The organism is Mesorhizobium sp. WSM4837 (assembly GCF_055811435.1).
On sequence record NZ_JBVVQE010000051.1, the window covers coordinates 1 to 24,414 of the forward strand.

The following is a 24,414-nucleotide window of genomic DNA, read 5'->3' on the forward strand; positions in this document are numbered from 1 at the left end:
GCCCTCCCTTCGTCACACCCCCGCCGCCGAGTCTCATCCTGATTGACGCTGAGTCTCACCTTGATTGTCGCCGCGCAGGCTGAAGCACCCGATGCTGGTGGGCATCATCCTTTGGGCCATCGGCCACCTCCTGGCCAATGGCGACCTTGCCTCGCTCCTAGTCTTCGGAGCGTTTCTGGTTTACGCGATTGTCGATCTCATTGCCGTCATTCCACGCGGCGATCCGGCACCCGCGGTCGTGCGACCGCGTAGCGACCTGATTGCTGTGGGCATCGGCTTGGTTGCTTTCGCATTGTTCGGGCTCTGGCTGCACGGCTGGCTGTTCGGAGTCTCGCCCTTCGCTTGAACGTCCGCAGCGACGGCGCGCCTTCGAGGATGTCCTGGCGAATCCCACCAGTTGCCGCGGATCGAGCGCCTCGCGGACGCCACAGTGAACCAATGCTTGGCATAAGGTCGGCACATCAGAATTTTGATCCATAGACGGCTCCAGGCGGCAACGTTGCAGTAATTCGGCTCGTGTCGCGCCTTGCTTTGCCAACCGCGCGCGACGCTGCAAACACGAGCGGTACGGGATACAATTATCGGAGCGAATGCGTCCCCGGGATGGCTCAGATGTCCTCCGTCGATTCTCGGGAGTTCCCGCTAACTCGATGGCGGACTTGAGCTGATTGCGCTCGCAAAGAAGCTGCATCGGTATCCAGTCAATGGCCGCCAACGCACCCTGGCCGACGTCGCTAAGGCGCTGGCTGGGGCGGGATATCTGTCGAGTGCCGGAAAGCCTTACACACCCACTGCCGTCTCGCGGATGCTGGTATCAAGGAGAAGTAAGCGCACCACGCCACGAAAGGTCGACGCCAAATCATCATCGTCGACGTTCGAACCAATCGCCGCAGAACTGCAACAAGAGGCCGCTGAGCCCGCAACGCGGACACCGCTCGGGTCGCGCTGGTAGCCCCCGGCACCCGCCCCGCCCGGGTTCGTCGGTGGCGGGGGTGGGGTGGCTTGTGGCCCCTATCAGGCGCGCGCTACCGACACCCTCGTTCACATTTCGGGAAGTTCTCATGGCCGGCCGCTCTCATCCCCAAAACCCAAATCACTCTGAACGACCGAGTTCGACCCTTTTGCGGTCATTCAGTTGCGAGCGTTGCATGACGCGATCTGACCAGCGTGTTAGGGCTGCTATGCGCCTGCGCAAGGCAGTCAGAGCGATCGGTGCATTACCAGCGTGTCCACGAACCCCAGAACCGGATGCTCGAAACCTTGCGGAATGGTTCCGACCACGTCGAATCCAAGATGACGCCAAAGCTTGACCGCGCGTTCGTTGGTACTGACAACACAGTTGAACTGCATGGCCCGGAAGCCTCGCGCAGCCGCGCGACCCAGAGAGTGCTGGCACATCGCCGTTGCAATACCCCGGCCGACCGAGTCCGGCGCGGTTATATAACCGCAGTTGGCGACGTGGGCACCGCCGCCCCGTTGGTTCGCGTGCAGATAATAAGTTCCCATCACCAGTTCGTCCGTCTCTGCGACGAACACCTCGTGATCCGGGGAAAACCAGTATGACAGCGCGTCGGATCGGCTCCAGTCAGGCGGCAACGCGTAGGTTTCGCCTGCCCGCAAGATGGGCTCGAGTATGCTCCAAATGGCGTCTGCGTCGGCAAGTGTGGCTGTGCGAATGGTCAGCAAGGCTAGATATCCAAATTTGCACGGATGGGGTTGCGGCCACGTCCGGCCCTACTGTGGCAGGCCGGCGTCTTCATAGCCATCGATGAAATGCTGTCGATCAGCCTCGTGCAGGAACGGTTGTGTGCTGGCCCAGTGCTGTATCGAGAAATCCTGATTCGAGGCGAGGAATTGCCTTGCTTCTTCCCTGGCCTCTTCCATATGCCCCAGCCGTGCCAGACTTGCAGCCAAGATACGTTGCGAGCCGAGCCGGTGCGTTGCCTCATGCCGGAGTGTTTCGACGGCATCGGCGTATTGACCCGCTGCGTATTGGGCGAGCCCGAGAAGCCAATAGTACCACCCCGGCGGGTGCGGATTGAGGCGAATGGCGTGGCGCAAATGTCCGATGCCCTCGATAGCCTTTCCCTCGAATGCCTTCAGTTGCCCCAGGAATGCCCAGGCATCAGCATGATTGGGGTTGACCCGAAGGGCAGTGGCCAGCTCCGCCGCGCCTTCATCCGGCTTGCCATCGTAGATCAGCACGTCGCCGAGGATTGCATGGGCCACGGCATTTTCCGGATCAAGCGATACGGCGCGCCGGGCTGCCGCCAGAGCCAGCGAATGATGGCGCTCTGGAGCATCCAGCCAATACGCCCAGGCAAAATGGTGGCTCATCGCAAGCCAAGCATGAGCATCGGCGAAGCCAGGATCAAGTTCGATGGCCCTCTCCAAGAGCACGGGAGCGGCCCTGTTGCTTTCGGGCGACTGAACCACCAGCATGCGGCCGCGGACGAAGAGGTCATACGCTTCGAGACTTGCTGTCCTACGTGTGCTGGTGGTCACCGCGGCCGGCAACACGCCGGACAGGGCACTTACAATCGTGCTGACGACCTCGTCCTGCAACAGGAAAACGTCCGCCAAATCGCGATCGAAGCGATCAGCCCAGAGGTGACTGCTGTCCGTCGCGTCGATTAGCTGGGCATTGATCCGCACCCTCGCCTTCTCCCTGCGGACACTACCTTCAAGCACATAGCGCACCCTCAGCTCCCTGGCGACGGAGCGGACATCGACTGACCTCCCCTTGTAAGCGAATGTGGAGTTGCGTGCGATCACCAACAGACCAGGCACTTTCGACAAGTCAGTGATCAGGTCTTCCGCCAGACCGTCAGCGAAGTACTCCTGCTCGGGATCGCTGCTCATGTTCGTGAATGGCAGAACGGCAATCGAAGGCTTGTCGGTGATGGCCTTGGATGTGGAAGTCACAACAGGCGGCGTGCCGGAAACGCGGTAGATGCGAACTGGCAGGGCAATGTTTTTCACGGTCTGGGCCCCGAGATCCTCGAAACCAACCTCGATCTTATTTCGGACGTGGTCGTAGATCGTTCCAGAGATGAGGATGCCGCCTGGCTCGGCGGTGGTTTCCAGTCGCGCAGCGATGTTGACGCCATCGCCATAAAGGTCACTGCCCTCGACCATCACATCACCCAAATTGACGCCAATGCGCAGCACAATACGGAGCTTCTCAGGCAGAGCGGCATTGGCCGCAGCCATCGCATGCTGCACGTCTATGGCGCATTGCAAAGCATTGACGGCGCTGGCGAACTCCACCATCACGCCGTCGCCAGTCACCTTAAAGACCCGGCCATGGTGCCTGGCGACCAACGGCTGCAGCACTTGCTTACGTCGATACTTGAGCGCGGCCAGCGTGCCGGCCTCATCCGTTTCCATGAGGCGGCTGTAGCCAACGACATCGGCCGCCATTACGGCGGCGAGTCGACGCTGGATGCGTTCGTCGGTCATGTGCGGCGATTGCTCTCATTTGAAAGCAGTCCGGCAGTGTACCGACGCTTCGTGAACGAGTCTATCAGCCCGACCCCGGCCTACCTCGTAGGAAGGTCAGAAACGGATCAGCACTGGTCGCGGCCTATGTGTGCTTTCTGGCAAGAGCACCGGCTCAAGAAGGTCAGTAAGGGGTCAAATCGCGTCATGCAACGCTCGCAACTGAATGACCGTAGAGAGCGAAAAGTTGCCCTTGGCTCATCTGCGCGAGCAGGTCGCGCCAGACATTGCTGGCGCCTGCTTCGGCGGAGTGACCAGATCCACCTGCTGGCACAGGGCTTTGCAGTCACCTTTCCGCTAACCTCTCGCCTTCAGGTCGGGAATTTCCACATCGAGTTCTTCGCGCTTCCGGGCCAGTTCGAAGATCCGCTGTGCGGGCGCCGGCCCGAAACGGGAATCGCGCGTGAAACCAATGATGACCGCGATTTTCAGCTTGGACATGTTGCTACCTCATGCTCCCGATCACGGAAGTCTACGAAAGGAACGTAGGGAGAAGCAGAAGTCGGCAAGATCGTTTGTAGACAGTGATGGGCTCAAAGGCCGTATGATAGGAGCTTGGCGATTGCCCCTCGGAAGCCTATCTGTCGTTTGAATGACGCCGCGAGGAATGATGCCGGCTCAACGATCCGAACTCGCTGAAGCATCGCTGTCGACTGGTCCGGTGGGATTGGAATATCCGCCTGATCTCCAGTTGGTCCGGCGCCGACCCATTTCGCTAGTCACGACAGATGATGGCACGGCGCTCGACTGGCTGATGTCGGGGACGGCAGCATCCGCCGGACCGGCAGAGCTGCTGGACGGCGTCATCGCCCGACTGGTCGCGGCAGGCCAGCCGATCGAGCGGGCAACGCTCAACATGTCGACGCTGCATCCGCAGCTTGTGGGCATCACGGCGCACTGGCGCGGAGATCTCGGTGTCTGTGATGAGGTGGAAGTCAACGCGCATGTCCGCGAAACAACCGACTACTTGACCAGCCCCCTCAGGCCGATCATCGAGGAGGGCCGGTCAATTCGGGTGAACCCCCAGGATTCAGTGGCGCAGTCGACATACCCGATCATGCAGACCCTCGCGGAGGCCGGATACACGGACTATTGGGGCTTCGCGCTGAAGCGGGACGACCGCCAGTTTACGCTGATGACGCTTGCCACACGGCAAGCAGGGGGCTTTTCCCGCGCCACCATCGAAGCCGTCGAGGCGTTGCGCCCGGCTCTGGCGCTCAATGTCGAGATCGTCTCGCGTGGCAAGATCGCCGAGCACGTGCTCGATGCGTATCTCGGCCGACGCATTGGCAAGCGGGTCCTCGCCGGTGACATAAGGCGCGGATTTGGCGAGACCATCGAGGCGGTCATCTGGGTATCCGACATGCGCAACTTCACCAGCCTCTCGGATCGCATCGATAGCGCCGAGATGATCCGGCTGCTGAACGCCTTTTTCGAAGGTCTCGTGGATGCGGTGCATGAACAAGGCGGTGAGGTCCTGAAATTTGTCGGTGATGGCATGCTGGCGGCCTTTCCCATTTTCGGCATGCAGTCGGCGCCGGCCGCCGCCGCTGCGGCACTCGCCGCCGCTCGGAACGGTTTGGTTGCGGTGGACAGCCTGAACGAGGCTCAGTCCGGCGAGCCGTCGCGCGACCTTTCCTGGCGGCCGCTCAGCATGGGAATTGCGCTGCATCGCGGTCCGGTATTCTTCGGCAATATCGGATCCAGGGATCGGCTCGACTTCACCGCCATTGGGCGCACTGTCAATCTGGCGGCGCGGATCGAACCGCTATCGAAAACGACCGGGCGGCGCTTGCTCCTGTCCGACAGGGTTGCTGAATTGATCGAAGAGCCCGTCGAGGAACTGGGCGACTTCCCCATCCGCGGCATCCCTGACCCTGTGAGCCTGTTCACCGTACCGGAACACGGACTCTGACGCCGCTGGTTGAAGCGACGCATTGGAGCTCCAACCTCGCGTCAGCCGGGTTCGGCGGTCGCAAGGCGCAACATGGTCGCCAAACGCCGCGAAGCTGCAAACACAATCGGCAAAGGTGGAGCCGCAGCGGGTCCGACGGTCTTCCTGTCTTGGAAAGTCCAAGCGCAGCTACCATCAGCAGCTGTGGCCTCCAGCAGCAATCAAATGGCTTCTGAAAGCAAACCTCGGACTTCATTGAAGCAGCGCCCGATACCACATGGTGGTCCATAGCCAGCCAAGGCGAGGAAAGCTCACCCCGACACGGTCGTGCTGCCCTTCACGGTGGAAGCAGACTAGTACGTCATGGCGATGGCCTACTGCCAACCCTAGGATCCTGAAAGACATCATGCCTGAAATTGCCAGACTAAGTAAGTACGAGCGGCGTCCCCTCATTAGGCTGGGTTCCTGTCAATGCCGCTTTCCGGTTCGCGAAGACCCGTTAGTGCCCGGCGGCCACCGCTTTTGTGCTGGGCCAACCTCGCCGGACCGCGTCTATTGCGATCACCACCACAGCATCGCTACTGTAACTAAGTGGCGGGCGGCGGCCCCCGAACCGGTCTCAAGGGCTTGACGCGATGCGCTCCACGTCAGGTCGCACACCACATCGTCGGGGCCGATCAGTGCAGTGGGAGACCGCAGACCATGCACTTGTGTTGAAGCGAGCGGTGGGTATTTGTGATCATTACCTCCCCAGCTGTCGACTGGGCCTGCCGCTGAAACCAGCCGCCTGCATATCGGGTAGGCCCCACATTCGACCCCACCCCCGCCCGAGCGCGTGCCGGCGACCGGCCGTCCCGGCAGCGGCGATCTCGCACGCCGACGTGCAGCGTCAAAACTCCACCAGCTGGCCGCCGCCAACGGCCGAAATGGATGGGAAGTTGCCATTCGGCTCAACAGCCAGAACGAGCACGTTGCGCCAGAAGCGGACATCCGGCACGTGGTTAACAAGTCTGCTCTTGGACCAGCAAAAAGGGATCAGCCCGTCACTGGATAGATTATCCTGACACATGTGCCATAGTCGCGTTGCAAAAGGGGCTCAGCCTGACGGAGACCACCTGAAAGGCGTCGAGGATCACATGCCATCAAATTTCGTCGCCAAAGGTGCGGATGGCTATGAAGCCATCATGGGACGCTGGAGCCGGCGGCTGGCCGAACCATTCCTCGATTTTTCGGGAGTGCCACCCGGTGGCTGCGTGCTCGATGCGGGATGTGGTACCGGCAGTCTGACCTTGGCGTTGGCGGCTTATCTCAATCTGGCAGCGATCGAGGCCGTGGACTTTGAGGAGGACTTCGTCACCGCTCTGCGCAAGCGCACGACCGATCCCAGAATAAAAGCCCAAAAAGGTGATATCTGTGCGCTGCCCCATGGAGATGGGGAGTTTGACGGCGTCTACTCCCTCTTGGTGCTACACTTCGCGTCGGATCCGCATCGAGCGGTGCGGGAAATGCGGCGTGTCCTGCGGCCCGGCGGCAGGGCCGCGGCTGCGGTCTGGGCTTACGGCGGCATGCCGAGTTGGCGTTTGTTCTGGGACGCAATCGTCGCGATCGAGCCGGAAGCAGCCGATATAAGCCCGACAAGCGCAAAGCAGCCGATGACCGGCGAAGGAGAGTTGCGCGAAGTCTTCGAGCATGCAGGCTTTGCGGATGTCGCAGACACGGTGCTCGCGATCCGTATGGACTATGCAAATTTCGAAGACTTCTGGTATCCGATGGTTTACGGACAGGGAACGTTTGGCGGCTTTTTTGACGGTCTACCTGAGACGAGGCGAGACCGGCTTCGGGACGCGGTGAGAGCAGCTTACCTTGGCGGCGACAGCGACGGCCCTCGCGGATTTGCGAGCGTTGCCTGGGCAGTCCGAGGCACTGCTTAACGCCCATTCCGGCAAAGCATCCGAACGCGCTGCGAAAGACAGGCCCTCCTGGTTGACGCGGCGACAATCCCTCGCCTCTCGCGAATCGCTGCACGCCCTGTGGTCAAGGCGGTGTAGGTCAGGTCCGGTCATTACAGCCACGCAAAAGCAGACCGGGTGGGAGGTCCGCCTGGGGTCAGGCCACGACATCGGGCCTTGCAGGTTGAATGTCCGCTATCGTTATCCCCTGCACCGCAAGCCGACTGACCGTTAAGGCCCCATTGCGGTCATTCAAGGGCTTGCTACGGAGTGACCGCTTCTGGCGCTAATTGCTCGTTACCATCGACGAGACGAATGGCAACATTCCACCCGTCTCGGCCGTTGGCGACAGCCAGCTGGTTGAGTTTTGACTCTAATGCCGCAGAATCTTGCTCAGGAAGGCGCGGCTGCGGTCGGTCTTGGGGTGCGAGAAGAATTCATCCGGCGTGCCGCTTTCGACGATGGCGCCGGCATCCATGAACACCACGCGCTGGGCGACTTTGCGGGCAAAGCCCATTTCGTGGGTCACCACCATCATGGTCATGCCTTCCTCTGCCACCGCGACCATGACGTCGAGCACCTCCGAGATCATCTCTGGATCGAGCGCCGAGGTCGGCTCGTCGAACAGCATGATCTTGGGGCGCATGCCGAGGCAGCGGGCGATCGCCACGCGCTGCTGCTGACCGCCGGAGAGTTGCGCCGGATAGGCGTTCACCTTGTCGGCAAGACCGACCTTGGCGAGCAGCTCGCGCCCGGCCTTCTCGGCTTCAGCGCGCGGGATCTTACGCACATGGATCGGCGCCAGCGTCACGTTCTCGAGCGCCGTCTTATGCGGATAGAGGTTGAAGGACTGGAAGACGAAGCCAATCTCGGTGCGCAGCCGCGTCATGTTGGTGGCGGGGTCGCCGAGGCGCTGGCTGTCGACCACCAGGTCGCCGTCGCGGATCGTCTCCAGCCCGTTGATGCAGCGGATCAGCGTGCTCTTGCCCGAACCGCTCGGCCCGCAGACGACGACCACTTCGCGCGGCTCGACGCTGAGCGTGATGTCCTTGAGCACATTGAGCGCGCCGAACCATTTGTTGACGCCGCGAAACTCGATCATACCGGTGCCATTTTTGCTGAGGTTCAACGTCACAACTGCACCTCGCCATGGGCCGCACCCATGCGCTGCTCAAGCCGGCGCGCCAGCAGGATCAGCGGATAACAGACGATGAAATAGCCGAGGCCGACGAGGAAGAAGACCAGCAGGCCGTTCGGCACGCGTTGCACAACCAGCCAGCCGACGCGGGTGAGGTCGGTGAGCCCGATAGCCGAAACGACGGAGGAATCCTTGATCAACAGCACATATTGCCCGACCAGCGGCGGCAGCACGATGCGCATTGCCTGCGGCAGCACCACCTGGCGCATGCGCTGCCAGCGCGACAGACCGGACGCCAGCGCCGCCTCGACCTGGCCGGTCGGCACCGAGCGGATGCCGGCGACGACGATCTCGCAGATGAAGCAGGCGGCCAGATTGGTCAGCGCGATGATGCCGGCGGTGAAGGCGTCGAGCTCGATGCCGAGTTCCGGCAGGATGAAGAAGATCAGGAAAATCTGCACCAGGAACGGCGTGCCGCGGATCAGGTCGACCCAGGCGCCGATCACGCCGCTGATCAGCCGGTTGCCGCCGGTCCGCAGGATGCCGAGGCCAAAGCCGATCAGCGTGCCGAGCACCAGGCTGACCAGCGACAGCATCACGGTCATGCCGAGGCCGCGCAGGGCGAGGGGATAGCTGCCGGCTATGCTTTGCAGCTGCTGCCAGATCATGTCCGTGCCCCCGCCAGGCCGAGCCAGCGCCCGGACAGCGCCGCCAGTCCCTTCAGCCCGTAATAGAGCAGCAGGTAGAAGGCGGCGATGGTGATGAAACCTTCCGCCGGCATGAAGCGGTCGGAGGCGAGCAATTGCCCGGCGCGCGTCAGTTCGGCGACCGCGATCAGCGACAGCAGGGCGGAATCCTTGACCAGCACGATCGCCTGGCCGAGCAGCGGCGGGATCGTCACCTTGAACGCCTGCGGCAGGATGACCAGTCGCATGCGCTGGACATAGGTCATCCCCGAAGCGACGCCGGCCTCGACCTGGCCGCGCGGGATCGACAGGATGCCGGCGCGGATGATCTCGGCGACATAGGCGCCGCTGTTCAGCGACAGAGCGAGGATGCCGACGACGAGCTCAGGCAGGATGATGCCGAGCCGCGGCAGGCCGAAATAGAGGAAATAAAGCTGCGCCAGCAAGGGCGTGGCGCGCACCGCGTCGATATAGGCCTTGGCCGGCATGCGGAACAGCCGGCCGCGCTGAAGGTTCATGGCGGCGAGCACGATGCCGACGGCGAGCGCCCCGGCAAAGGCGAGGACAGACAGCCACACGGTCGTGACGAGGCCCTGCCCGAACAGGGGCAGATATTCGACAATGGTGCGGAAGCTGAAATTTTCGAGCATCGCTGGGCGGTGAATGGTGAATGGTGAATATTGAAATAGGGAGTAGTGAATGGTGAATAGGGATTAGCGAATAGCGAATAGCGAGTAGTGAGTAGCGATTTATTACTCACTATTCACTATTCACTATTCACTCTACTCAGTGATCCTTCTTCCAGTCGTCGGAATTAACCCAGTAGTCGAGGTTCTTCTGCAGGCGGCCGTCGAGGCTGACCTGATCGAGGAACAGGTTCATCCAGGTCAGCAGGTCCTGCTCGTCATAGCGCGTGGCGAAGGCCAGCGGCTCCTTCGACAGCATCTCCGGCATGATGGTGAAGCTGCCCGCCGGGTAGGCGGTCGACTGGCCCTTGACCGCCGAGACGTCGTTGACGCCGCAATCGGCCTGGCCGTTGTTGACGGCGTCAAGCAGCAGCGGGCCGCCGCCCTTGTAGCTCTTGATGTCGGCGTCCGGGAAAGCCTTCTTGGCCTCCTTCTCGCCGGTGGCGCCGAGCAGCACGGCGATCTTGGTGCCCTTGGCCTTGCAATCCTCGGTGGATTTGAACTTGCCGTCGGCCTTGGTGAAGACGGTGCTGCCGGTGTACATGTAAGGCTTGGTGAAGGCGACCTTCATCGCCCGCGCCAGCGTCGGCGTCATATCGGCGACCAGAAGATCGGCCTTGCCCGACAGCAGCGCTGGGATCAGGCCGTCCCAATCGAAATCCAAAAAGGTGATCTTCACGCCCATTTCCTTGGCCATCAGTTCGGCAAGCTCGACCGAACTGCCGGTGCGCTCGCCGGCAGCGCCGACCAGCGAGAAGGGCGGTCCCTGCGTCTGCACGGCGACGCGCAACTCGCCGCGCTTGGTGATCTCGTCGAGGGTTCCGGCACTGGCGGCGGCAGTGAGGCCGGCGAGCGCAAGGCTTGCTATGAAAAGCTTGGCAATCTTCATTGGGCATTCCTCCTTGTTGTCGTTTGTTATTTTCACTTTGTTGTTCCACCCCTTGGGGGTGCTTTTTGAGCGGCAGCGCCGTTGCCGGCGGCGAACCACCGTTCGAAAATCCTTCAGTCCCGGTCGATCGTTTCGGATACGCGTATACCGCGTCTCGCCAGTTCGTCGAGGAAGCGGCCGTCGGGCACATGCAACAGTGGATTGAGCAGGCCGGGCTCGGTAATTTCGCCCCGCACCAGCATCTGCGCCACGATGCTGGCGGGATAGCCGACACCTAGGCTCATGCCGAACAGGCCGGAGGCGAGATCGCGTTCGATGATCAGTTCCAAGGTCACCGTCTTGCGGCGGCCGCCTTGGGTGCCTGAGAAGACATTGCGCATCACGCACAGGTCCTTCTCGTCGGCGCCATATTTCAGTTGCGGGCCGAGCAGCCGGCCGAGAAATTCGCGTGGGCTGGCGCCAACGCCGGGCACCTTGTCTTCGGAGAGGAAGCCGAGCTCCTTCAGGGGCGCCCAGAACGCCGACCAGCCCGGCCAGCGCAGCGAATAGCGGCCGGAGCGCTGCAGCCCCTTGGCGGCGGCAAGCATGCCGGCGTAATGCGGTGCATCGCCATTGGGGAAGGCTTCCAGTCTGCCCAGCCCCTCGACCTCGATCTGATGGATGAACGGATTGTCGTGCTGGCGGCCGGCCGGCACATCGACCCGTTGGCCATCCTCGACCAGCACGCTGTCGCGGTTCTGGCTCATCAGAACCATGTCGAAATTCCAGCTCACCTTGTAGCACAGCGGCTTGGCCATCGCCTTCGGCTCGGGGATACCGCCGCAATAGGAATCGATCGCGGTGATGGCGTCGAACTGACGGGCGGCGCGCGCGTAGAGCACAAGGTCGATGCCGGGGTCGAGCCCGCATTCGGTCATGATCGAAACGCCGGCCGCTTCCGCTGCGGGGGCAAGGTCGGCGATCGTCTTGCCGTAATTGGTGGTGACCAGCGGCGTGCGCGTCGCGATCGCGGCCTGCACCGCCTCGCGCATCAGCGGCTGCGGCAACAGATCTATGGCGGCGTCGACACCTGCCAGCACATTCGCCAACACAGGGGCGATCGCGCCGTCGGGCACGACGAAACGCACGCGGGTAAGGTCGGTCAGGCCGCCAAGTCGGGCTGCGCCATCCGGCACGGTATCGACGCAGACGACCTCTTCGACATCGGCGCTGGCGATGAGATCGGCGATCGCCGCCCGGCCTTGCAGGCCGAGGCCGCCGAGAACCGCGATCTTCATGGTATTTCCTTTCGCCCAGGTTCGTCGCGCCCAGTTTCGTCGCGCTTGGTCTCGTCCGACCAGCAGCCTTCGGGCAGGCTGACCCATTTGTTGCAGGAGGCCATGACGACGAACGTCTCGCTGCGCACGACTTCGCCGGGCTCGCCCGCGCCGGGGATCAGCTCGCTGGTGACGCGATAGAGATCGGCGACATCGCCGGCCACCGTCACGTCGACGATAATGTCGAAGCGTCCGGTGACGACGGAGGCCGAGTTCACGAAAGGCAGTTCGGCGATGCGCTGCGCCAGTTCCCGAGCGCGGCCGCGCCCCTGCGCATTGATGCCGACGATCGCCGAGATCAATTCTGGGCGCTCGGTCAGGTTGAGCAGCCCGACGATCTTGAGCAGGTTGCGGTCGAGCAGGTTGCGCAACCGCATGCGCACCGTCGGCACCGAGACGGCCATCTTCTCGGCGAGGCGATTGACGCCAAGCTGCGCATCCTGCGACAGCAGCTTGACCAGTCGCCGGTCGGTCTGATCGAGATGTTCCCGCAGCGTTCAAACTTTCATAAATGAAAAGAAATGATGGAGTTTTCTTTCTGATATGAAAACAGCTTAGGGTGTATCTTTTGAAATCGCAAGAGCGTTCGGCCGTCTGTCAACAAGGCCGGACGGTGTATCCCGGAAGACGGAGGGTTTTGCCGGTGCCGCAGCCGACCGAGGACACGCCGGCTAACGCGGCTTCCCAATCCCCGGAATGCCGCCGATCCGCTCGGCGAGAAAGTCGACCAGCAGCCGGACCCTGGCAATGCCCGCGCGCTCCGGAACGATCAGCATGCTCAGCGGAATGGGAGGCGGGGCGTAGTCCGGCAGGATCACTTCCAGCCGGCCGGCCGCCAGGAGATCGTCGACAAGCCAGTGATGGGCAGGTGCGATGCCGCGCCCGGCGACGAGCGCTTCGCGCGCTGCAAGCCCATGATCGATCCGAAATCGGCCGCCGAAAGGCACCGCATGGCGTTCGCCGCCCGGCCCCTGCAGGGCGAGCGTGTCGCTTCCTGCGATGTTCGACATCCGGATGCCTTCATGGCCAGGCAGGTCCTGCGGGACAGCCGGTCTGCCCCGCACCGCCAGATAGGCCGGCGACGCCACCAGCAGGCGCCGGGATTGGCCGAGCGCCCGCAGCTTCATCGAGCTGTCGGTGAGCGGACCGAGGCGAAGTGCGATGTCGACTCCCTCCCGCACAAGGTCGATGCGCTCGTCGGTGAGGTTGAGATCGATCCCGATGTCGGGATAGCGGTCCTGAAAGGCGAAGATCAGGCGGCTGACGTGCAAGACCCCGAGCGCCGCCGTGCAGGATATCCGGATCGTGCCGGCCGAAGCGCCGCGGGTGCCCCGTGCCTCATCGCCGGCCTGCTCAACGAGGCGCAGGATCTGGACGGCGTCGGCATAGTAACGGCTGCCTTCATCGGTCATCGTGACACGCCGGGTGGTCCTGCTGAGCAAGGGCACGCCGATAGCCTCCTCGAGCTCGCGCAGATGCCGTGTGACCGTCGACTGCCCAACTCCGAGTTCGCGCGCCACCGCCGAGAGGCTGCCGCGCTCGGCGACGCGAACGAAGGTGCGCATGCGCTCGAGTGTCACGTCAGACCTATCCATTATTCGGCATAATCTTATGCATTGCTCAGATGTAGCGGATAATCCCGGGGCTGGCTACCTTCAGCGTCTATCGTCCTTCTTCGGAGTTGACCCATGAAAGTCCTGCTTGTTTTTGCTCATCCTGAACCGCGTTCGCTCAACGGCGCACTGCGCGACGTCGCCATCAGGGAACTCGAGGCCCAGGGCCACGAGGTGCTGATATCGGACCTCTATGCCGATGGCTGGAAAGCCGAGGTGGACCGTGCCGACTTTCCGTCGTGGCCGCCCGAAGCGCGCTTCCTGCCGGCTGGGGCATCCAAAAAGGCTTTTGCGACCAACACGCTAACCGAAGATGTTAAAGCAGAGATCGACAAGCTGCTGTGGGCCGACACGCTGATCCTCCAGTTCCCGCTGTGGTGGTATGCCATGCCGGCAATCCTCAAGGGCTGGGTCGACCGGGTGTACGCCTACGGCTTCGCCTATGGTGTCGGCGAGCACAGCGACAAGCGGTGGGGTGACCGCTTTGGCGAGGGAATGCTCGCCGGCAAGCGCGCGATGCTGATCGTGACCGCCGGCGGCTGGGAGGAGCATTACTCCGCCCGCGGCGTCAACGGCCCAATCGACGACCTGCTGTTTCCGATCAATCACGGGATCCTTTACTATCCGGGCTATGACGTGCTTCCGCCGTTCGTCGTCTACAGAGTGGATCGTTTTGGGGAGGCCGATTTCGAGCCTGTCGCGGAGCGGCTGCGCGAAAGGATGCGGACGCTCGAGACAACCCGGCCCATTCCTTACCGGCAGCAGAATGGCGGCGACTACCACATCCCGAGCATGCAGCTCCGCTCTGAACTGGGCGACCCGGGCGCCGCAGGGTTCGCGCTTCACCAGGATCGCGCAACCGCGAAATCGGCTACGCCGCGTTCGACTTTGCGGGACGTGGCCTGACGCAGCATCCCGAGAAGATCGGCAAGGCGCCCGAAGCCTACGGGATGAATCAACGACCGGCCCGGAAGATCGCAACCGCAGCAGCCGTCAGTGCGGCATTGCCGGATGCCGTAGTGCCGTCCGGAAGCGCCTTGCCGTCTTCCAGCCCGACGCGCGTCGACCAGTTGCGTTCCGCCGCCCGGTGCACGAACGGCCACACCGTGGCGTCGGCACCGTGCAGCAGGATGGCGCGACGCAGTCCGGCGCGGTCGAGCACGGCGGCGATGCCGTCGCAGGCTTCCAGCGCCGCGTCCAGCGCCTGCTCGGAAATCTCGATCAGGATGCGCAGCACCTGGTTGTCATGGTCGAGGCGGACCAGGCGCTCGGCATCAGCGACGGAGGCGAGCCCGGCCTCGATACCGATGCCGCGCTGCGGCAGGCTTTGCATGACCTCGGGCGCGGCCTTCTCGCTCAGGTTGACCGAGGCGTAGTCAGGCAATTCGCTCCAGCCGGCGATCGCGTCAAGTGTGCGCTCGTCGTCGTTCTCGATCCACGCGCCGGTCGACACGCCAATCAGCGTTCCCGGGCAGGCGCGGCGCAGCGCCAACACGGTCCGGTCCATCGTCGCCGGGGCAAGGCTTTCGCGGCCGTCGAGCCCGCGTGCATGGACATGCAGCTCGGCCGCACCGGCGGCCACGCAGGACGCGCCGTCACGCGCCATGGCTTCGGGATCAAGCGGCAGCTGCGGATGGAAATCGGCGCTGCGCGCGCCATTGATGCAGGTCTGGACAATCATGAGAGTGGTCCGGTTGAAGTGGACCAAGTGTAGCGCAGGATGGCGAAAACCGGAATCGGTTCGCGTCAGGAGAGTTGCTGCGGGAGGGACGTTTGCAGACGTTGGCGCTGCCCCTCATCCCCCTGCCGGGATCTTCTCCCCGTAGAACGGGGAGAAGGGGCTGGCCTGCAACCTCGGGCGCTCTTTCTGCAACGTTGGTTTTTGGCGAAATCTCGGCGAAGGCTTCTTTCTCCCGGTTCTACGGGGAGAAATGCCTGGCAGGGCAATGAGGGGCAGCGCCGACATTGGCCCCTCTACCTCGAAAACTCGCTGCGCACGATGCCGTGGCGCTGCAGCTTGTCATAAAAGGTCTTGCGCGGAATCCCCAGCGCTTCGATGGTGCGCCTGACGTCGCCCTCGTTGCGGTTAAGCGTCTCGCGGATGATGTCGGCCTCGTAGCGCTCCAGCCGTTCCGGCAGTTTCATGGCGGCATCCGGCTGGGCTGGGGCAGGGGATGCCACTCCGGCGTCTTCCTCCAGTCCAAGCACGAAGCGTTCGGCGAAATGCGCGAGCTCGCGTACATTGCCAGGCCAGTCATGCTCCCTGAGATGGCGGTGCACCGCGGCCGGCACCGCCGGCAGCGGACGCCGGAAGCGGGCGGCGGCGCGCTCGGCGAAGTAGAAGAACAGCAGTGCGACGTCGTCGCGGCGCTCGCGCAGCGGCGGAATGGAGATCGTCACCACGTTGAGCCGGTAATAGAGATCCTCGCGGAAAGCGCCGCGCTGGCGCGGATCGCCGAGATCGACCTTGGCGGCCGCAACGACGCGCAGGTCGACCGGCCGCATTTCGTTGGTGCCAAGCGGGGTGACCTCGCGCATTTCCAGCACGCGCAGCATCTGCACCTGTGTCGAGACCGGCATGCTTTCGATCTCGTCGAGGAACAGCGTGCCGCCGCTGGCATGCTCGATACGGCCGATCCGCTTCTTCTGCGCCCCGGTGAAGGCGCCGGCCTCGTGGCCGAACAATTCGCTCTCGATGACCGTCTCGGGCAGCGTGCCGCAATTCAGCGCGACGAAATTGCCCTTGGCGCGGCGACTCCAGCGATGCAAAAGGCTGGCCACCACTTCCTTGCCGGAACCGGTTTCGCCGGTCACCAGCACGTCGACATCGGTGTCGGCGATCTGGCGCAGCGTGCGGCGCAGCCTTTCCATCGCCGGCGTCTGGCCGATCAGCGGCAGGCCGTCCTGCGCCTCTCCGGCCGCCTCGCGCAAGGCGCGGTTCTCCATCACCAGGCGGCGCTTTTCCGCGGCGCGGCGCACGCTCTGCACCAGCCGGTCGGCGGCGAAGGGTTTTGTGATGAAGTCGTAGGCGCCGTCCTTGATCGCCTTGACGGCAACCGCGATGTCGCCATGCCCGGTGACGAGGATGACCGGGATGTCCGCGTCCAGCCGCAGGATGCGGTTGAAAAGCTGCAAGCCGTCAATCTCAGGCATGCGGATATCCGACACCACCACGCCGGCAAAACCGGTGTCGAGCCTGGCCAGCGCCTCGGCCGCCACCGAAAAAGCCGAGACCGAAAAGCCGGCAAGCTCGAGCGTCTGCGCGGTGGCCTTGAGGAGATCGCTGTCGTCATCGACCAAGATGACCGGCGCTGCGTCGTCGTTCGTCATGCTGCCTTGGCCACTATGCTGCTTTCAAGAGATGGATGGCGAAGCGGGTGCCGCAGCCGTCGCTCGAAACCTCGATGCGTCCGCCGTAGTCGGCGACGATATCCTTCGAGATGACAAGGCCAAGACCGAGGCCTTTTTCCTTGGATGTATTGAACGGCGTGAACAGCGATTTGAGAATCCCTGGCGGAATGCCAGGTCCGTTATCGGACACGCCGACCATCACGCCGTCCGCGGTCTCCTCGACCGAAACCCGCACATGAGCGTCGTTGCGGCCGTCCAGCGCTTCAAGCGCGTTCTGGAAGAGGTTGATCAGCACCTGTTCGAGCCGGACCCGGTTGCCCATGACCTTGAGGCTCGGCGGTGGCAGGTCGATCGCCAGTGCGTCGAGCCGGCCGGCAAAGCGGCTTCTCAACAGCACGACGGCGCCCTCGATGACACCGCGCAATGCGACAGGCTCGGCGGGGGTGCGGCCCTTGCGGGCAAAGGCCTTCAATTCTTCGGTAATGGTGCCGATGCGCTCGGTCAATGCTGCGATGGCGCCGAGGTTTTCCTCGGCGGGCGCGGTCTGCTTCCTGTCGAGGAAGACGCGGGCGTTGTCGGCATAGGCGCGTATGGTGGCAACCGGCTGGTTGATCTCATGGGCGACGCCGGCGGCGACCTGGCCGAGGATGGCGAGGCGGTTGGCCTGGACCAGATCCTGCTGCACCACCTGCAGCTTGGCTTCCGTGCTGCGATGGTCTGATATCTCCGCCTGCAGCCGATCGCGGGCACGGCTCAGATCCTCGGTTCGTTCGACGACGCGGCGCTCGAGTTCGGTGCGCGCCGCCTGTTCGGCGGCGATCCGCATTTGTCCCGACTGCCGGCGCCACAACAGATACGCAGCAAGGCCGAGCAACGGGACCAAGACGCCGAGCGCAAGGAGCCGCATTTCACGGGCCGCGGCGGCGATCGGCGCCTCGGCCGGGACGAGATAGTCGAGCCGCCAGGGGGTCGAAGCAACCGGGGCTGAAAGCCGGAGATATTCCGCGTCGCTGCCGCCGGGCGTCACCGCGTGGACGATGGATGTGTCCGGGCTGAGCGCCTGCGGGCGCGTGATCGGCAACGGCATCAGCGGTGCGTCGCCGAACTGCTGGCTGTTCTGGATGGCGGCACGATCAGACGCGGCAAGCGGCGCCGTCGTCATGAAGCGCCAGGACCGCACGCTGGTGATCAGGACGATACCACGCTCGTCGCTGACATAGGCCGGGCGGTTCACCTCGTGCCAGTCGGCTTCGAGCTGATCGAACTCCGCCTTGACGACGACGACGCCGAGCGGTGCGGCAGCATCGCCGACGCGTCGCGAGATGTAGAGGCCTGGGCGTTTGCTGACATTGCCGAGCGCGAAATATTCGGCGGTTCCGGATTGCATCGCTGCGGAGAAATAGTCGCGGAACCGGTAGTCGTTGCCGACAAAGCTGATCGGGTCGCGCCAGTTGCTGGAGGCGATCGCCAGTCCGTCGCTGCCGATGACATAGAGTACCGAGGCCTTGGTGCCGGAGACCAGCCCTTCAAGCTTGCGATTCAGCACATCGATTGCAGCAGCACTTTTCTGCGCCAGCGCGTCGCGTACCTGCTGGTCTTCCGACAAAAGCAGGGGCAGGGCGCGCGGGCTTTCCAGAACGGCGCGCAATAGCGCGACCTTCAGATTGGCGTCGGTGCGGCCCTGCGCCGCCAGTCCCCTGAGCTCCGTGGTACGGCCATAGAGACCAGCGCCGTAAAGTGCCGCCGTGGCCGTCGCAAGGGCGATGGCCGCAAACAGCAGCCAGGCACGGCGCGCTCGCCTGCCGAGTTGCTCGGGCGTCGACGGCAAGGCAGCGGCGGGGCGTTGCAGCATCGCCCATTTGTGCATGATTTCGCACAAAGCACAATTCGGCCATGCGAGTATCCGCACTTTGTGTGTGAGCGATACGAACCGTCAGTTCGAGAATCATCAATAAAATCAAAGAGAAATTCTCTTCCCCGCAGTCTGGCACGGCAGTTGCAAACACGACTTCAGCGGTCACGAGGCTGCTGGGTCAAATGCAAACGCTCCGGGAGGTCGAGCTTTCGATCGGAGCACAATGGAGGACGTCATGCAGACAGCATTCGCTGCCGCCGCGCCGCGCGGCAAACTTCCGTTCTACCGGCATCTCTATGTGCAGGTGTTGGCGGCGATCGCCGCCGGCGTGCTGCTCGGCCACTTCTATCCCGAAACCGGTGAGGCGATGAAGCCGTTCGGCGACGCCTTCATCAAGCTGGTGAAGATGGTGATCGCACCGGTGATCTTCCTGACGGTGGCGACCGGCATCGCCGGCGTTTCCGACCTGCAGAAGGTGGGCCGCGTCGCCGGCAAGGCGATGATCTACTTCCTGGCATTCTCGACGCTGGCGCTTGTCGTCGGCCTCGTCGTCTCGAACGTCGTCCAGCCGGGCGCCGGCATGCATATCGATCCGGCCACGCTCGATGCCACAAAGGTGGCGACCTACACCGAAAAAGCGCACGACACCAGCATCGTCGGTTTCCTGATGAACATCATCCCCGACACGATCACCGGCGCTTTCGCAAAGGGCGACATCCTGCAGGTGCTGTTCTTTTCGGTGCTGTTCGGGCTCGCTCTTGCCGCGGTCGGCGATCGCGGCCGCCCGGTCGTCGATTTCCTGCAGGCATTGACCACGCCGATCTTCCGCCTCGTCGCCATCCTGATGAAGGCCGCGCCGATCGGCGCTTTCGGCGCCATGGCCTTCACCATCGGCAAATACGGCATCGGCTCGATCGCCAACCTCGCCATGCTGATCGGCACGTTCTACCTGACCTCGCTGCTGTTCGTGCTGGTGGTGCTGGGCTCGGTCGCCCGCTACAACGGCTTCTCGATCCTGGCGCTGATCCGCTACGTCAAGGAAGAGCTGCTGCTGGTGCTCGGCACCTCGTCCTCGGAAGCGGCACTGCCGGGCCTGATGGCCAAGATGGAGCGCGCCGGCTGCAACCGCTCGGTGGTCGGGCTGGTCGTTCCAACCGGCTATTCCTTCAACCTCGATGGCACCAATATCTACATGACGCTGGCCGCGCTGTTCATCGCCCAGGCGACCGACACGCCGCTCACCCTCGGCGACCAGATCCTGCTGCTCGCCGTCGCCATGCTGAGTTCCAAGGGCGCCGCCGGCATCACCGGCGCCGGCTTCATCACGCTGGCCGCGACGCTCTCGGTCGTGCCCGCAGTGCCGGTCGCCGGCATGGCGTTGATCCTCGGCGTCGACCGCTTCATGTCGGAATGCCGGGCGCTGACCAACTTCATCGGCAATGCGGTGGCGACCGTGGTCGTGGCGCGCTGGGAAGGGGAACTCGACCAGACCAGGTTCGCTGCCGCGATGGCCGGCGACTTGCCTGAGGAAGCCGATCTGTCGCTGCCGGGGCTGCAGGCTGCGTGACTGTTCAGGCCTGCCACCATACGGCCCGGAGCCGGTTCGCCGGCTCCGGGAAAGACGATCGGCCTTGTAAGCCGATCGTCGCAGGTCGTATCCTGCCGGTTGCCGCGCGATAGCGGCTGATAGCAGACCATCCCGTAAATCATTTGCTTACACTCAGTTGACTTGCGTAAGCAATGTGCTTACGTTTTGCATGATCAAATCGTTCAAACACAAGGCGCTGGCGGACCTCTTTCAAACCGGAGGAACCGGAAAGATCGACGCCAAGATGCACGAGCGCATCCTTGTCCGGCTTGACCGTCTGGAAGTCGCGGAAAGGCCGGAAGACATGAACATGCCGGGCTTCGACTTCCACGCTTTGAAAGATTTCAGCCCGACCCACTACACGGTGCATGTCAACGGGCCGTGGTGCATCACATTCGAGTTCGACGGCACTGATGTCGCCCGCGTCGATTTCGAAGAATACCATTGAGGCGGTCAGATTGGAGAAGTCGGATATGAGCGTGTATGAGCCGATTCGTCCGATGGAGCGCTGCCCCTCCCACCCTGGAGCGCTGCTTGACGACATTATCCCGGCAACCGGAAAGACCAAGGTGGAAATCGCCAATCTGCTCGGAATCTCGCGCCAGCAGCTTTACGACATCATCCGCGAGAAGAAGCCGGTGTCGCCGGCCGTCGCCGCCCGCCTTGGGAAGATGTTCGGCGACGGCGCCGCGATCTGGCTCAGGATGCAGGCCGCGTATGATGCCTGGCACGCGGAGCGCGAAGTGGATGTCAGCGCCATTCCAACGCTGCATGCCGCCTGAGACGTAACAGGCTTGTGAGCCTTTGGTCTTGGCGTGGGGCTTGCTCCAGCCGCATTTGAAGGCCAGTATCCGCCATGCCTCAAGGTGCCTGTCCGCTGCGGTCCCGACCTGATCGCGACCCAAGCCTTTCCGTCAGGCTCGGTTGTCGTGTCATCCGAGCCGAGCCGTCGGAGCCCTTGCTGCCGTCGACCATGATCTCGGCGGCAGCTCTTGAAGGCAATGGCGGCCTCAGCATGAAGTCGCAAAGCAAGAGACGTGACCCGTCCTGACGAAAGGCACGAGCCTTCTCCCAGGAATTCGTGGGACGCGCTTGAGGAGGAACCAGGCCCGCGCGCGGGTTTGCTGAAACCAAAGCAAGATGCGAGGTCAAACGCGATGCAGTCTGTCCCGAGGGTTCCGGTATCCATCATCATTCCGAACTACAATTACGCGCGTTTCCTCAAACGCAGCATCGACAGCGCCCTCGAGCAGGACTACGCGGATGTCGAAGTCATCGTCGTCGACGATGCCTCGCAGGACAATTCCACGACAATCATGGAATCATATGGGGACAGGATCCTCGCCTGCCCGCGCGCGCAAAATGGCGGGCATGCGGCGGCGTTCAACACCGGGTTCGCGGCAAGCTCGGGCAAGATCGTCCTGTTCCTCGACGCCGACGACTTTCTTTATCCGACCGCCGTTTCCAGGATCGTCGACACCTGGGATGCGGCAACTGCCCAGGTGCAGTCAAGGCTGCATATCGTCGACGAACGACAACGCATCAAGGACGTCTTTCCGCCGCCCGAACTGCCCTTTGACAGCGGTGACGTCATGCCGAAACTCCTGCACAAGGGCCGCTATCAGACGACTGTGACCAGCGGGCTGGCCTTTGATCGCACAACCCTCGAATCGATCATGCCTATACCGGAGGCGGAGTTCCGCCAGGGCGCCGATGGCTACCTTGTAACGCTGGCGCCCATGTACGGACACGTCCAGTCCATCGACGAATGCGTCGGCGCCTACCGGATCCACGGCGCCAACCATTCGGTGTTCGGTGAAAAGCTCGCCGAGCGGGCACGCTGGCGGGTAACCCACGACTTCCGCCGCATGCAGGCGCTGTCGGACCAAGCCTCCGGGATCGGCCTGACCATCGTCCCGTCGGAGGCTGTCCGCCACGATCCGGTCCACCTGGAAGAGCGGCTGGCGTCGCTGTGCGCGGACAGGCGCCGGCACCCCGTGGCCAATGATTCCCGGCTGGCGCTTGGGGCGGCGGGCGCCGTCGCCAGCCTCGAAATGGCCGCGTCGCTGCGCCGGCGCGCCGTCCTTGCCGCCTGGTTCCTGTCGGTCGGGGTGCTGCCGCGGAAACTGGCGACGGCGGTGCTGTCGTGGAAGCTCGACGCATCGTCTAGACCGGCATTCCTGAGCCGTCTGTCCAAGACCATTCGCCACGCAATGGGGTAGAAGACCGTCGCCCGAAGCGGAGCGCATATCGCTCGACTGTTGGCGGGACAGCGCCCCCCTCTGGCCTGCCGGCCAAGAACTTGGGTTCCTCGCCCCGCGCGCAGCCTGACCACGGCACTGCGCGCCGCCAGCACCAGCACCGTGATGATGATCAGGATCACCGAGAGGGCGGCGATCGCCGGGTCGATATTGTCGCGCAGGCCCATCCACATCAGCCTGGGCAGCGTGATGGCGTTGACCGAGGTGATGAACAGGGTGACGCCGATCTCTTCCCAGGACAGCACGAAGGACAGCAGGGCGGCGGTGACGATGCCGAATTTGATGTTGGGCATGATGATGCGGGTGGCGCGTTCCCACACGGTGGCGCCGAGACCGCGCGCGGCAAGGTCGATGCGCCGGTCGAGCTGGCTGAGCGACACCAGGATCAGCACCGTGGCGAAGGGCACCGTCATCACCGCATGCGCCATGGCGACACCGAGCCAGGTGTCGTAGCCGAAGAACGAAGAGACGCCGGAGATCGAGGTCAGCAGGAAGTAGAGCGTGATCGCCGAGACCACCGGCGGCACCACCATCGGCAGCAGCACGAAGCCGACCAGCGCGGCGGTGAAGCGCGGCTGGAACATCCACACACCGAGGCTGAAGCACAGGGCCAGCACGGTGGAAAAGGCGCTGCTGACGACACCGATCCTGATCGAGAGCAGGATCGAATTGATCCAGCGCGGATCCTCGATCAGCGCCCGGTAGTGGCGCAGCGACAATTCGCCGGACGGCATCGCCAGCATGCGGGTCGGCGTCAGCGACACCGGTATGACGGCGAGCAGCGGCAACAGCAGGAACAGCGCCACCAGTGCAGCGAGGATCAGCGAGACGGGGCCGGGGCGGTAGGTCGGCATCAGATCAGCTGCTTCGGTCTGACATAGCGGAACAGCAGCGCCATCAGCGTACCGACGAACAGCACCAGCACGACGCTGATCGCCGCCCCCAGCCCCCAATCCGGGCTCTGGAAGATGCGCAGATAGATCAGCTCGGCGACCATCACGCTGCGGCCGCCGCCAAGGATCGCCGGCGTCACGAAGAAGCCGAGCGAAAACACGAAGACGATGAGCGCCGAGCCGATGATGCCGGAGCGGGTCATCGGCACGAACACCGACCAGAAGGTGCGCATGCGGCTGGAGCCGAGCCCGCGCGCCGCCAGCAGCACGCGGTCGTCGAGGCTGCGCATCGAAGACGCCAGCGGAAACACGGCGAAGGGAATGAGGAAATGCGTCATGCCGACGATGACGCCGAATTCGTTGCGCACCAGCGTCAGCGGTTCCGAGATGAAGCCGATCGCTTGCAGCCAGGTGTTGAACAGGCCGCGATTGGAAAGCAGCGCCACCCAGCCGAAGGCGCGCGTCAGCACCGAGATCCAGAACGGCACCAGGATGCAGAACTCGGCGATCACCCGCTGCGCCGGCGTGCCGCGCACCCACACCACGGTGATGGCGTAGGCGGCGGCAACCGAAACGATCGTGACGATCGCAGCGATGCGCAGCGTGCGGACAAACACCGACTGCACCAGCGGGTCGCTAAGCAGCGTGCCATATTGCCCGAGCCCCGGCTCGGGCAGGGTGAAACTCCAATTGACGACGCCGAAGAATGGCCAGGCATAGGCGGCGCCAAGGAACAGCAGCAGCGGCGCCATCAACAGCGCCGCGCCCATCCTGTCGGAGATATATGCTTTCAT

22 protein-coding genes, 1 tRNA gene and 1 pseudogene are annotated in these 24,414 nt (G+C 63.3%); 9 read left to right on the plus strand and 15 right to left on the minus strand.

Annotated features, from left to right (window positions below):
• Positions 1-64: 64 nt before the first annotated feature.
• Positions 65-346 (plus strand): NnrU family protein, encoded by a 282-nt coding sequence (locus AC0L3D_RS25205; RefSeq protein WP_473646185.1) that lies wholly within the window; start codon positions 65-67, stop codon positions 344-346.
• 854 nt (positions 347-1,200) lie between these two features.
• Here AC0L3D_RS25205 and AC0L3D_RS25210 read toward each other — a convergent pair.
• The 3 genes from AC0L3D_RS25210 to AC0L3D_RS25220 all read right to left on the minus strand — a co-directional run bounded on the left by AC0L3D_RS25210 (position 1,201) and on the right by AC0L3D_RS25220 (position 3,942).
• Positions 1,201-1,683: a GNAT family N-acetyltransferase gene (locus AC0L3D_RS25210; RefSeq protein WP_031254455.1), complete on the minus strand. Its 483-nt coding sequence runs from the start codon at positions 1,681-1,683 to the stop codon at positions 1,201-1,203.
• A 51-nt stretch (positions 1,684-1,734) separates the two neighbouring features.
• Positions 1,735-3,462, minus strand: coding sequence for an adenylate/guanylate cyclase domain-containing protein (locus AC0L3D_RS25215; RefSeq protein ID WP_023797877.1), 1,728 nt, complete (start codon positions 3,460-3,462; stop codon positions 1,735-1,737).
• Between the two features lie 336 nt (positions 3,463-3,798).
• Complete coding sequence (locus AC0L3D_RS25220) at positions 3,799-3,942, minus strand: NADPH-dependent FMN reductase family protein (protein WP_287260806.1); 144 nt, start codon at positions 3,940-3,942, stop codon at positions 3,799-3,801.
• 415 nt (positions 3,943-4,357) lie between these two features.
• Here AC0L3D_RS25220 and AC0L3D_RS25225 point away from each other — a divergent pair, with 415 nt between their 5' ends.
• On the plus strand, positions 4,358-5,416 hold the full coding sequence (locus AC0L3D_RS25225; protein WP_473630049.1) for an adenylate/guanylate cyclase domain-containing protein: 1,059 nt from the start codon (positions 4,358-4,360) through the stop codon (positions 5,414-5,416).
• Between the two features lie 1,163 nt (positions 5,417-6,579).
• Complete coding sequence (locus AC0L3D_RS25230; RefSeq protein WP_353728120.1) at positions 6,580-7,326, plus strand: class I SAM-dependent methyltransferase; 747 nt, start codon at positions 6,580-6,582, stop codon at positions 7,324-7,326.
• A 391-nt stretch (positions 7,327-7,717) separates the two neighbouring features.
• Here the strand turns inward: AC0L3D_RS25230 and AC0L3D_RS25235 are convergent, their stop codons facing one another.
• The 7 genes from AC0L3D_RS25235 to AC0L3D_RS25265 all read right to left on the minus strand — a co-directional run bounded on the left by AC0L3D_RS25235 (position 7,718) and on the right by AC0L3D_RS25265 (position 13,654).
• The gene (locus AC0L3D_RS25235) at positions 7,718-8,446 is read right to left on the minus strand and encodes an amino acid ABC transporter ATP-binding protein (RefSeq protein ID WP_128170924.1); all 729 of its coding nucleotides are present in this window, start codon (positions 8,444-8,446) and stop codon (positions 7,718-7,720) included.
• 29 nt (positions 8,447-8,475) lie between these two features.
• Entirely contained in the window at positions 8,476-9,150 is a 675-nt protein-coding gene (locus AC0L3D_RS25240; RefSeq protein WP_128170922.1) for an amino acid ABC transporter permease, read from the minus strand.
• Positions 9,147-9,818 carry an amino acid ABC transporter permease gene (locus AC0L3D_RS25245; protein WP_236391119.1) on the minus strand — a complete coding sequence of 224 codons (672 nt, stop codon included), beginning with the start codon at positions 9,816-9,818 and terminating at the stop codon, positions 9,147-9,149. The genes AC0L3D_RS25240 and AC0L3D_RS25245 overlap by 4 nt, the downstream gene beginning before the upstream one ends.
• 136 nt (positions 9,819-9,954) lie before the next feature.
• Positions 9,955-10,743 carry an ABC transporter substrate-binding protein gene (locus AC0L3D_RS25250; protein ID WP_128170920.1) on the minus strand — a complete coding sequence of 263 codons (789 nt, stop codon included), beginning with the start codon at positions 10,741-10,743 and terminating at the stop codon, positions 9,955-9,957.
• Positions 10,744-10,856: 113 nt separating this feature from the next.
• On the minus strand, positions 10,857-12,020 hold the full coding sequence (locus AC0L3D_RS25255) for a saccharopine dehydrogenase family protein (RefSeq protein WP_128170919.1): 1,164 nt from the start codon (positions 12,018-12,020) through the stop codon (positions 10,857-10,859).
• Positions 12,017-12,553, minus strand: a complete 537-nt coding sequence (locus tag AC0L3D_RS25260; protein ID WP_128170918.1) for an Lrp/AsnC family transcriptional regulator — start codon at positions 12,551-12,553, stop codon at positions 12,017-12,019. Before AC0L3D_RS25260 ends, AC0L3D_RS25255 begins: the two co-directional genes overlap by 4 nt.
• A gap of 177 nt (positions 12,554-12,730) precedes the next feature.
• A complete protein-coding gene (locus AC0L3D_RS25265) occupies positions 12,731-13,654 on the minus strand; it encodes a LysR family transcriptional regulator (protein ID WP_128170917.1) in 924 nt (307 codons plus the stop codon).
• 93 nt (positions 13,655-13,747) lie between these two features.
• On the opposite strand from AC0L3D_RS25265, the gene AC0L3D_RS25270 reads away from it, so the two are divergent.
• Entirely contained in the window at positions 13,748-14,578 is an 831-nt protein-coding gene (locus AC0L3D_RS25270) for an NAD(P)H-dependent oxidoreductase (RefSeq protein WP_473646187.1), read from the plus strand.
• Positions 14,579-14,627: 49 nt separating this feature from the next.
• Here the strand turns inward: AC0L3D_RS25270 and AC0L3D_RS25275 are convergent, their stop codons facing one another.
• The 3 genes from AC0L3D_RS25275 to AC0L3D_RS25285 form a co-directional block, all read right to left on the minus strand.
• On the minus strand, positions 14,628-15,353 hold the full coding sequence (locus tag AC0L3D_RS25275; RefSeq protein WP_473646189.1) for a 3-keto-5-aminohexanoate cleavage protein: 726 nt from the start codon (positions 15,351-15,353) through the stop codon (positions 14,628-14,630).
• Between the two features lie 293 nt (positions 15,354-15,646).
• The gene (locus AC0L3D_RS25280) at positions 15,647-17,002 is read right to left on the minus strand and encodes a sigma-54-dependent transcriptional regulator (RefSeq protein WP_128170914.1); all 1,356 of its coding nucleotides are present in this window, start codon (positions 17,000-17,002) and stop codon (positions 15,647-15,649) included.
• A gap of 13 nt (positions 17,003-17,015) precedes the next feature.
• Complete coding sequence (locus AC0L3D_RS25285; protein WP_473646191.1) at positions 17,016-18,875, minus strand: sensor histidine kinase; 1,860 nt, start codon at positions 18,873-18,875, stop codon at positions 17,016-17,018.
• Between the two features lie 238 nt (positions 18,876-19,113).
• Between AC0L3D_RS25285 and AC0L3D_RS25290 the strand changes: the two genes are divergently transcribed.
• From AC0L3D_RS25290 to AC0L3D_RS25310, 5 genes are all read left to right on the plus strand, one after another.
• Positions 19,114-20,445 (plus strand): dicarboxylate/amino acid:cation symporter, encoded by a 1,332-nt coding sequence (locus AC0L3D_RS25290; protein WP_287180417.1) that lies wholly within the window; start codon positions 19,114-19,116, stop codon positions 20,443-20,445.
• 27 nt (positions 20,446-20,472) lie between these two features.
• Positions 20,473-20,550: transfer RNA gene (locus AC0L3D_RS25295), tRNA-Thr, on the plus strand.
• An 85-nt stretch (positions 20,551-20,635) separates the two neighbouring features.
• Positions 20,636-20,914, plus strand: a complete 279-nt coding sequence (locus AC0L3D_RS25300) for a type II toxin-antitoxin system RelE/ParE family toxin (protein ID WP_128170911.1) — start codon at positions 20,636-20,638, stop codon at positions 20,912-20,914.
• A 25-nt stretch (positions 20,915-20,939) separates the two neighbouring features.
• A complete protein-coding gene (locus AC0L3D_RS25305; protein WP_128170910.1) occupies positions 20,940-21,248 on the plus strand; it encodes a HigA family addiction module antitoxin in 309 nt (102 codons plus the stop codon).
• A gap of 375 nt (positions 21,249-21,623) precedes the next feature.
• The gene (locus AC0L3D_RS25310; protein WP_287375652.1) at positions 21,624-22,688 is read left to right on the plus strand and encodes a glycosyltransferase family 2 protein; all 1,065 of its coding nucleotides are present in this window, start codon (positions 21,624-21,626) and stop codon (positions 22,686-22,688) included.
• A 92-nt stretch (positions 22,689-22,780) separates the two neighbouring features.
• On the opposite strand, the pseudogene AC0L3D_RS25315 reads toward AC0L3D_RS25310, so the two are convergent.
• A pseudogene (locus tag AC0L3D_RS25315) lies at positions 22,781-23,581 on the minus strand (ABC transporter permease); the annotation flags it as partial.
• Positions 23,581-24,414: an ABC transporter permease gene (locus tag AC0L3D_RS25320; RefSeq protein ID WP_128170908.1), complete on the minus strand. Its 834-nt coding sequence runs from the start codon at positions 24,412-24,414 to the stop codon at positions 23,581-23,583. The pseudogene AC0L3D_RS25315 and the gene AC0L3D_RS25320, both read right to left, overlap by 1 nt.

Bases quoted from the DNA above. Each gene is read 5' to 3' on its own strand.
- AC0L3D_RS25215 (WP_023797877.1), bottom strand. From the start codon at position 3,462: ATGACCGACGAACGCATCCAGCGTCGACTCGCCGCCGTAATGGCGGCC.
- AC0L3D_RS25220 (WP_287260806.1), bottom strand. From the start codon at position 3,942: ATGTCCAAGCTGAAAATCGCGGTCATCATTGGTTTCACGCGCGATTCC.
- AC0L3D_RS25225 (WP_473630049.1), top strand. From the start codon at position 4,358: ATGTCGACGCTGCATCCGCAGCTTGTGGGCATCACGGCGCACTGGCGC.
- AC0L3D_RS25230 (WP_353728120.1), top strand. From the start codon at position 6,580: ATGGGACGCTGGAGCCGGCGGCTGGCCGAACCATTCCTCGATTTTTCG.
- AC0L3D_RS25235 (WP_128170924.1), bottom strand. From the start codon at position 8,446: ATGATCGAGTTTCGCGGCGTCAACAAATGGTTCGGCGCGCTCAATGTG.
- AC0L3D_RS25240 (WP_128170922.1), bottom strand. From the start codon at position 9,150: ATGATCTGGCAGCAGCTGCAAAGCATAGCCGGCAGCTATCCCCTCGCC.
- AC0L3D_RS25245 (WP_236391119.1), bottom strand. From the start codon at position 9,818: ATGCTCGAAAATTTCAGCTTCCGCACCATTGTCGAATATCTGCCCCTG.
- AC0L3D_RS25250 (WP_128170920.1), bottom strand. From the start codon at position 10,743: ATGAAGATTGCCAAGCTTTTCATAGCAAGCCTTGCGCTCGCCGGCCTC.
- AC0L3D_RS25255 (WP_128170919.1), bottom strand. From the start codon at position 12,020: ATGAAGATCGCGGTTCTCGGCGGCCTCGGCCTGCAAGGCCGGGCGGCG.
- AC0L3D_RS25265 (WP_128170917.1), bottom strand. From the start codon at position 13,654: ATGGATAGGTCTGACGTGACACTCGAGCGCATGCGCACCTTCGTTCGC.
- AC0L3D_RS25270 (WP_473646187.1), top strand. From the start codon at position 13,748: ATGAAAGTCCTGCTTGTTTTTGCTCATCCTGAACCGCGTTCGCTCAAC.
- AC0L3D_RS25275 (WP_473646189.1), bottom strand. From the start codon at position 15,353: ATGATTGTCCAGACCTGCATCAATGGCGCGCGCAGCGCCGATTTCCAT.
- AC0L3D_RS25280 (WP_128170914.1), bottom strand. From the start codon at position 17,002: ATGACGAACGACGACGCAGCGCCGGTCATCTTGGTCGATGACGACAGC.
- AC0L3D_RS25285 (WP_473646191.1), bottom strand. From the start codon at position 18,875: ATGCTGCAACGCCCCGCCGCTGCCTTGCCGTCGACGCCCGAGCAACTC.
- AC0L3D_RS25290 (WP_287180417.1), top strand. From the start codon at position 19,114: ATGCAGACAGCATTCGCTGCCGCCGCGCCGCGCGGCAAACTTCCGTTC.
- AC0L3D_RS25300 (WP_128170911.1), top strand. From the start codon at position 20,636: ATGATCAAATCGTTCAAACACAAGGCGCTGGCGGACCTCTTTCAAACC.
- AC0L3D_RS25305 (WP_128170910.1), top strand. From the start codon at position 20,940: ATGAGCGTGTATGAGCCGATTCGTCCGATGGAGCGCTGCCCCTCCCAC.
- AC0L3D_RS25310 (WP_287375652.1), top strand. From the start codon at position 21,624: ATGCAGTCTGTCCCGAGGGTTCCGGTATCCATCATCATTCCGAACTAC.
- AC0L3D_RS25320 (WP_128170908.1), bottom strand. From the start codon at position 24,414: ATGAAAGCATATATCTCCGACAGGATGGGCGCGGCGCTGTTGATGGCG.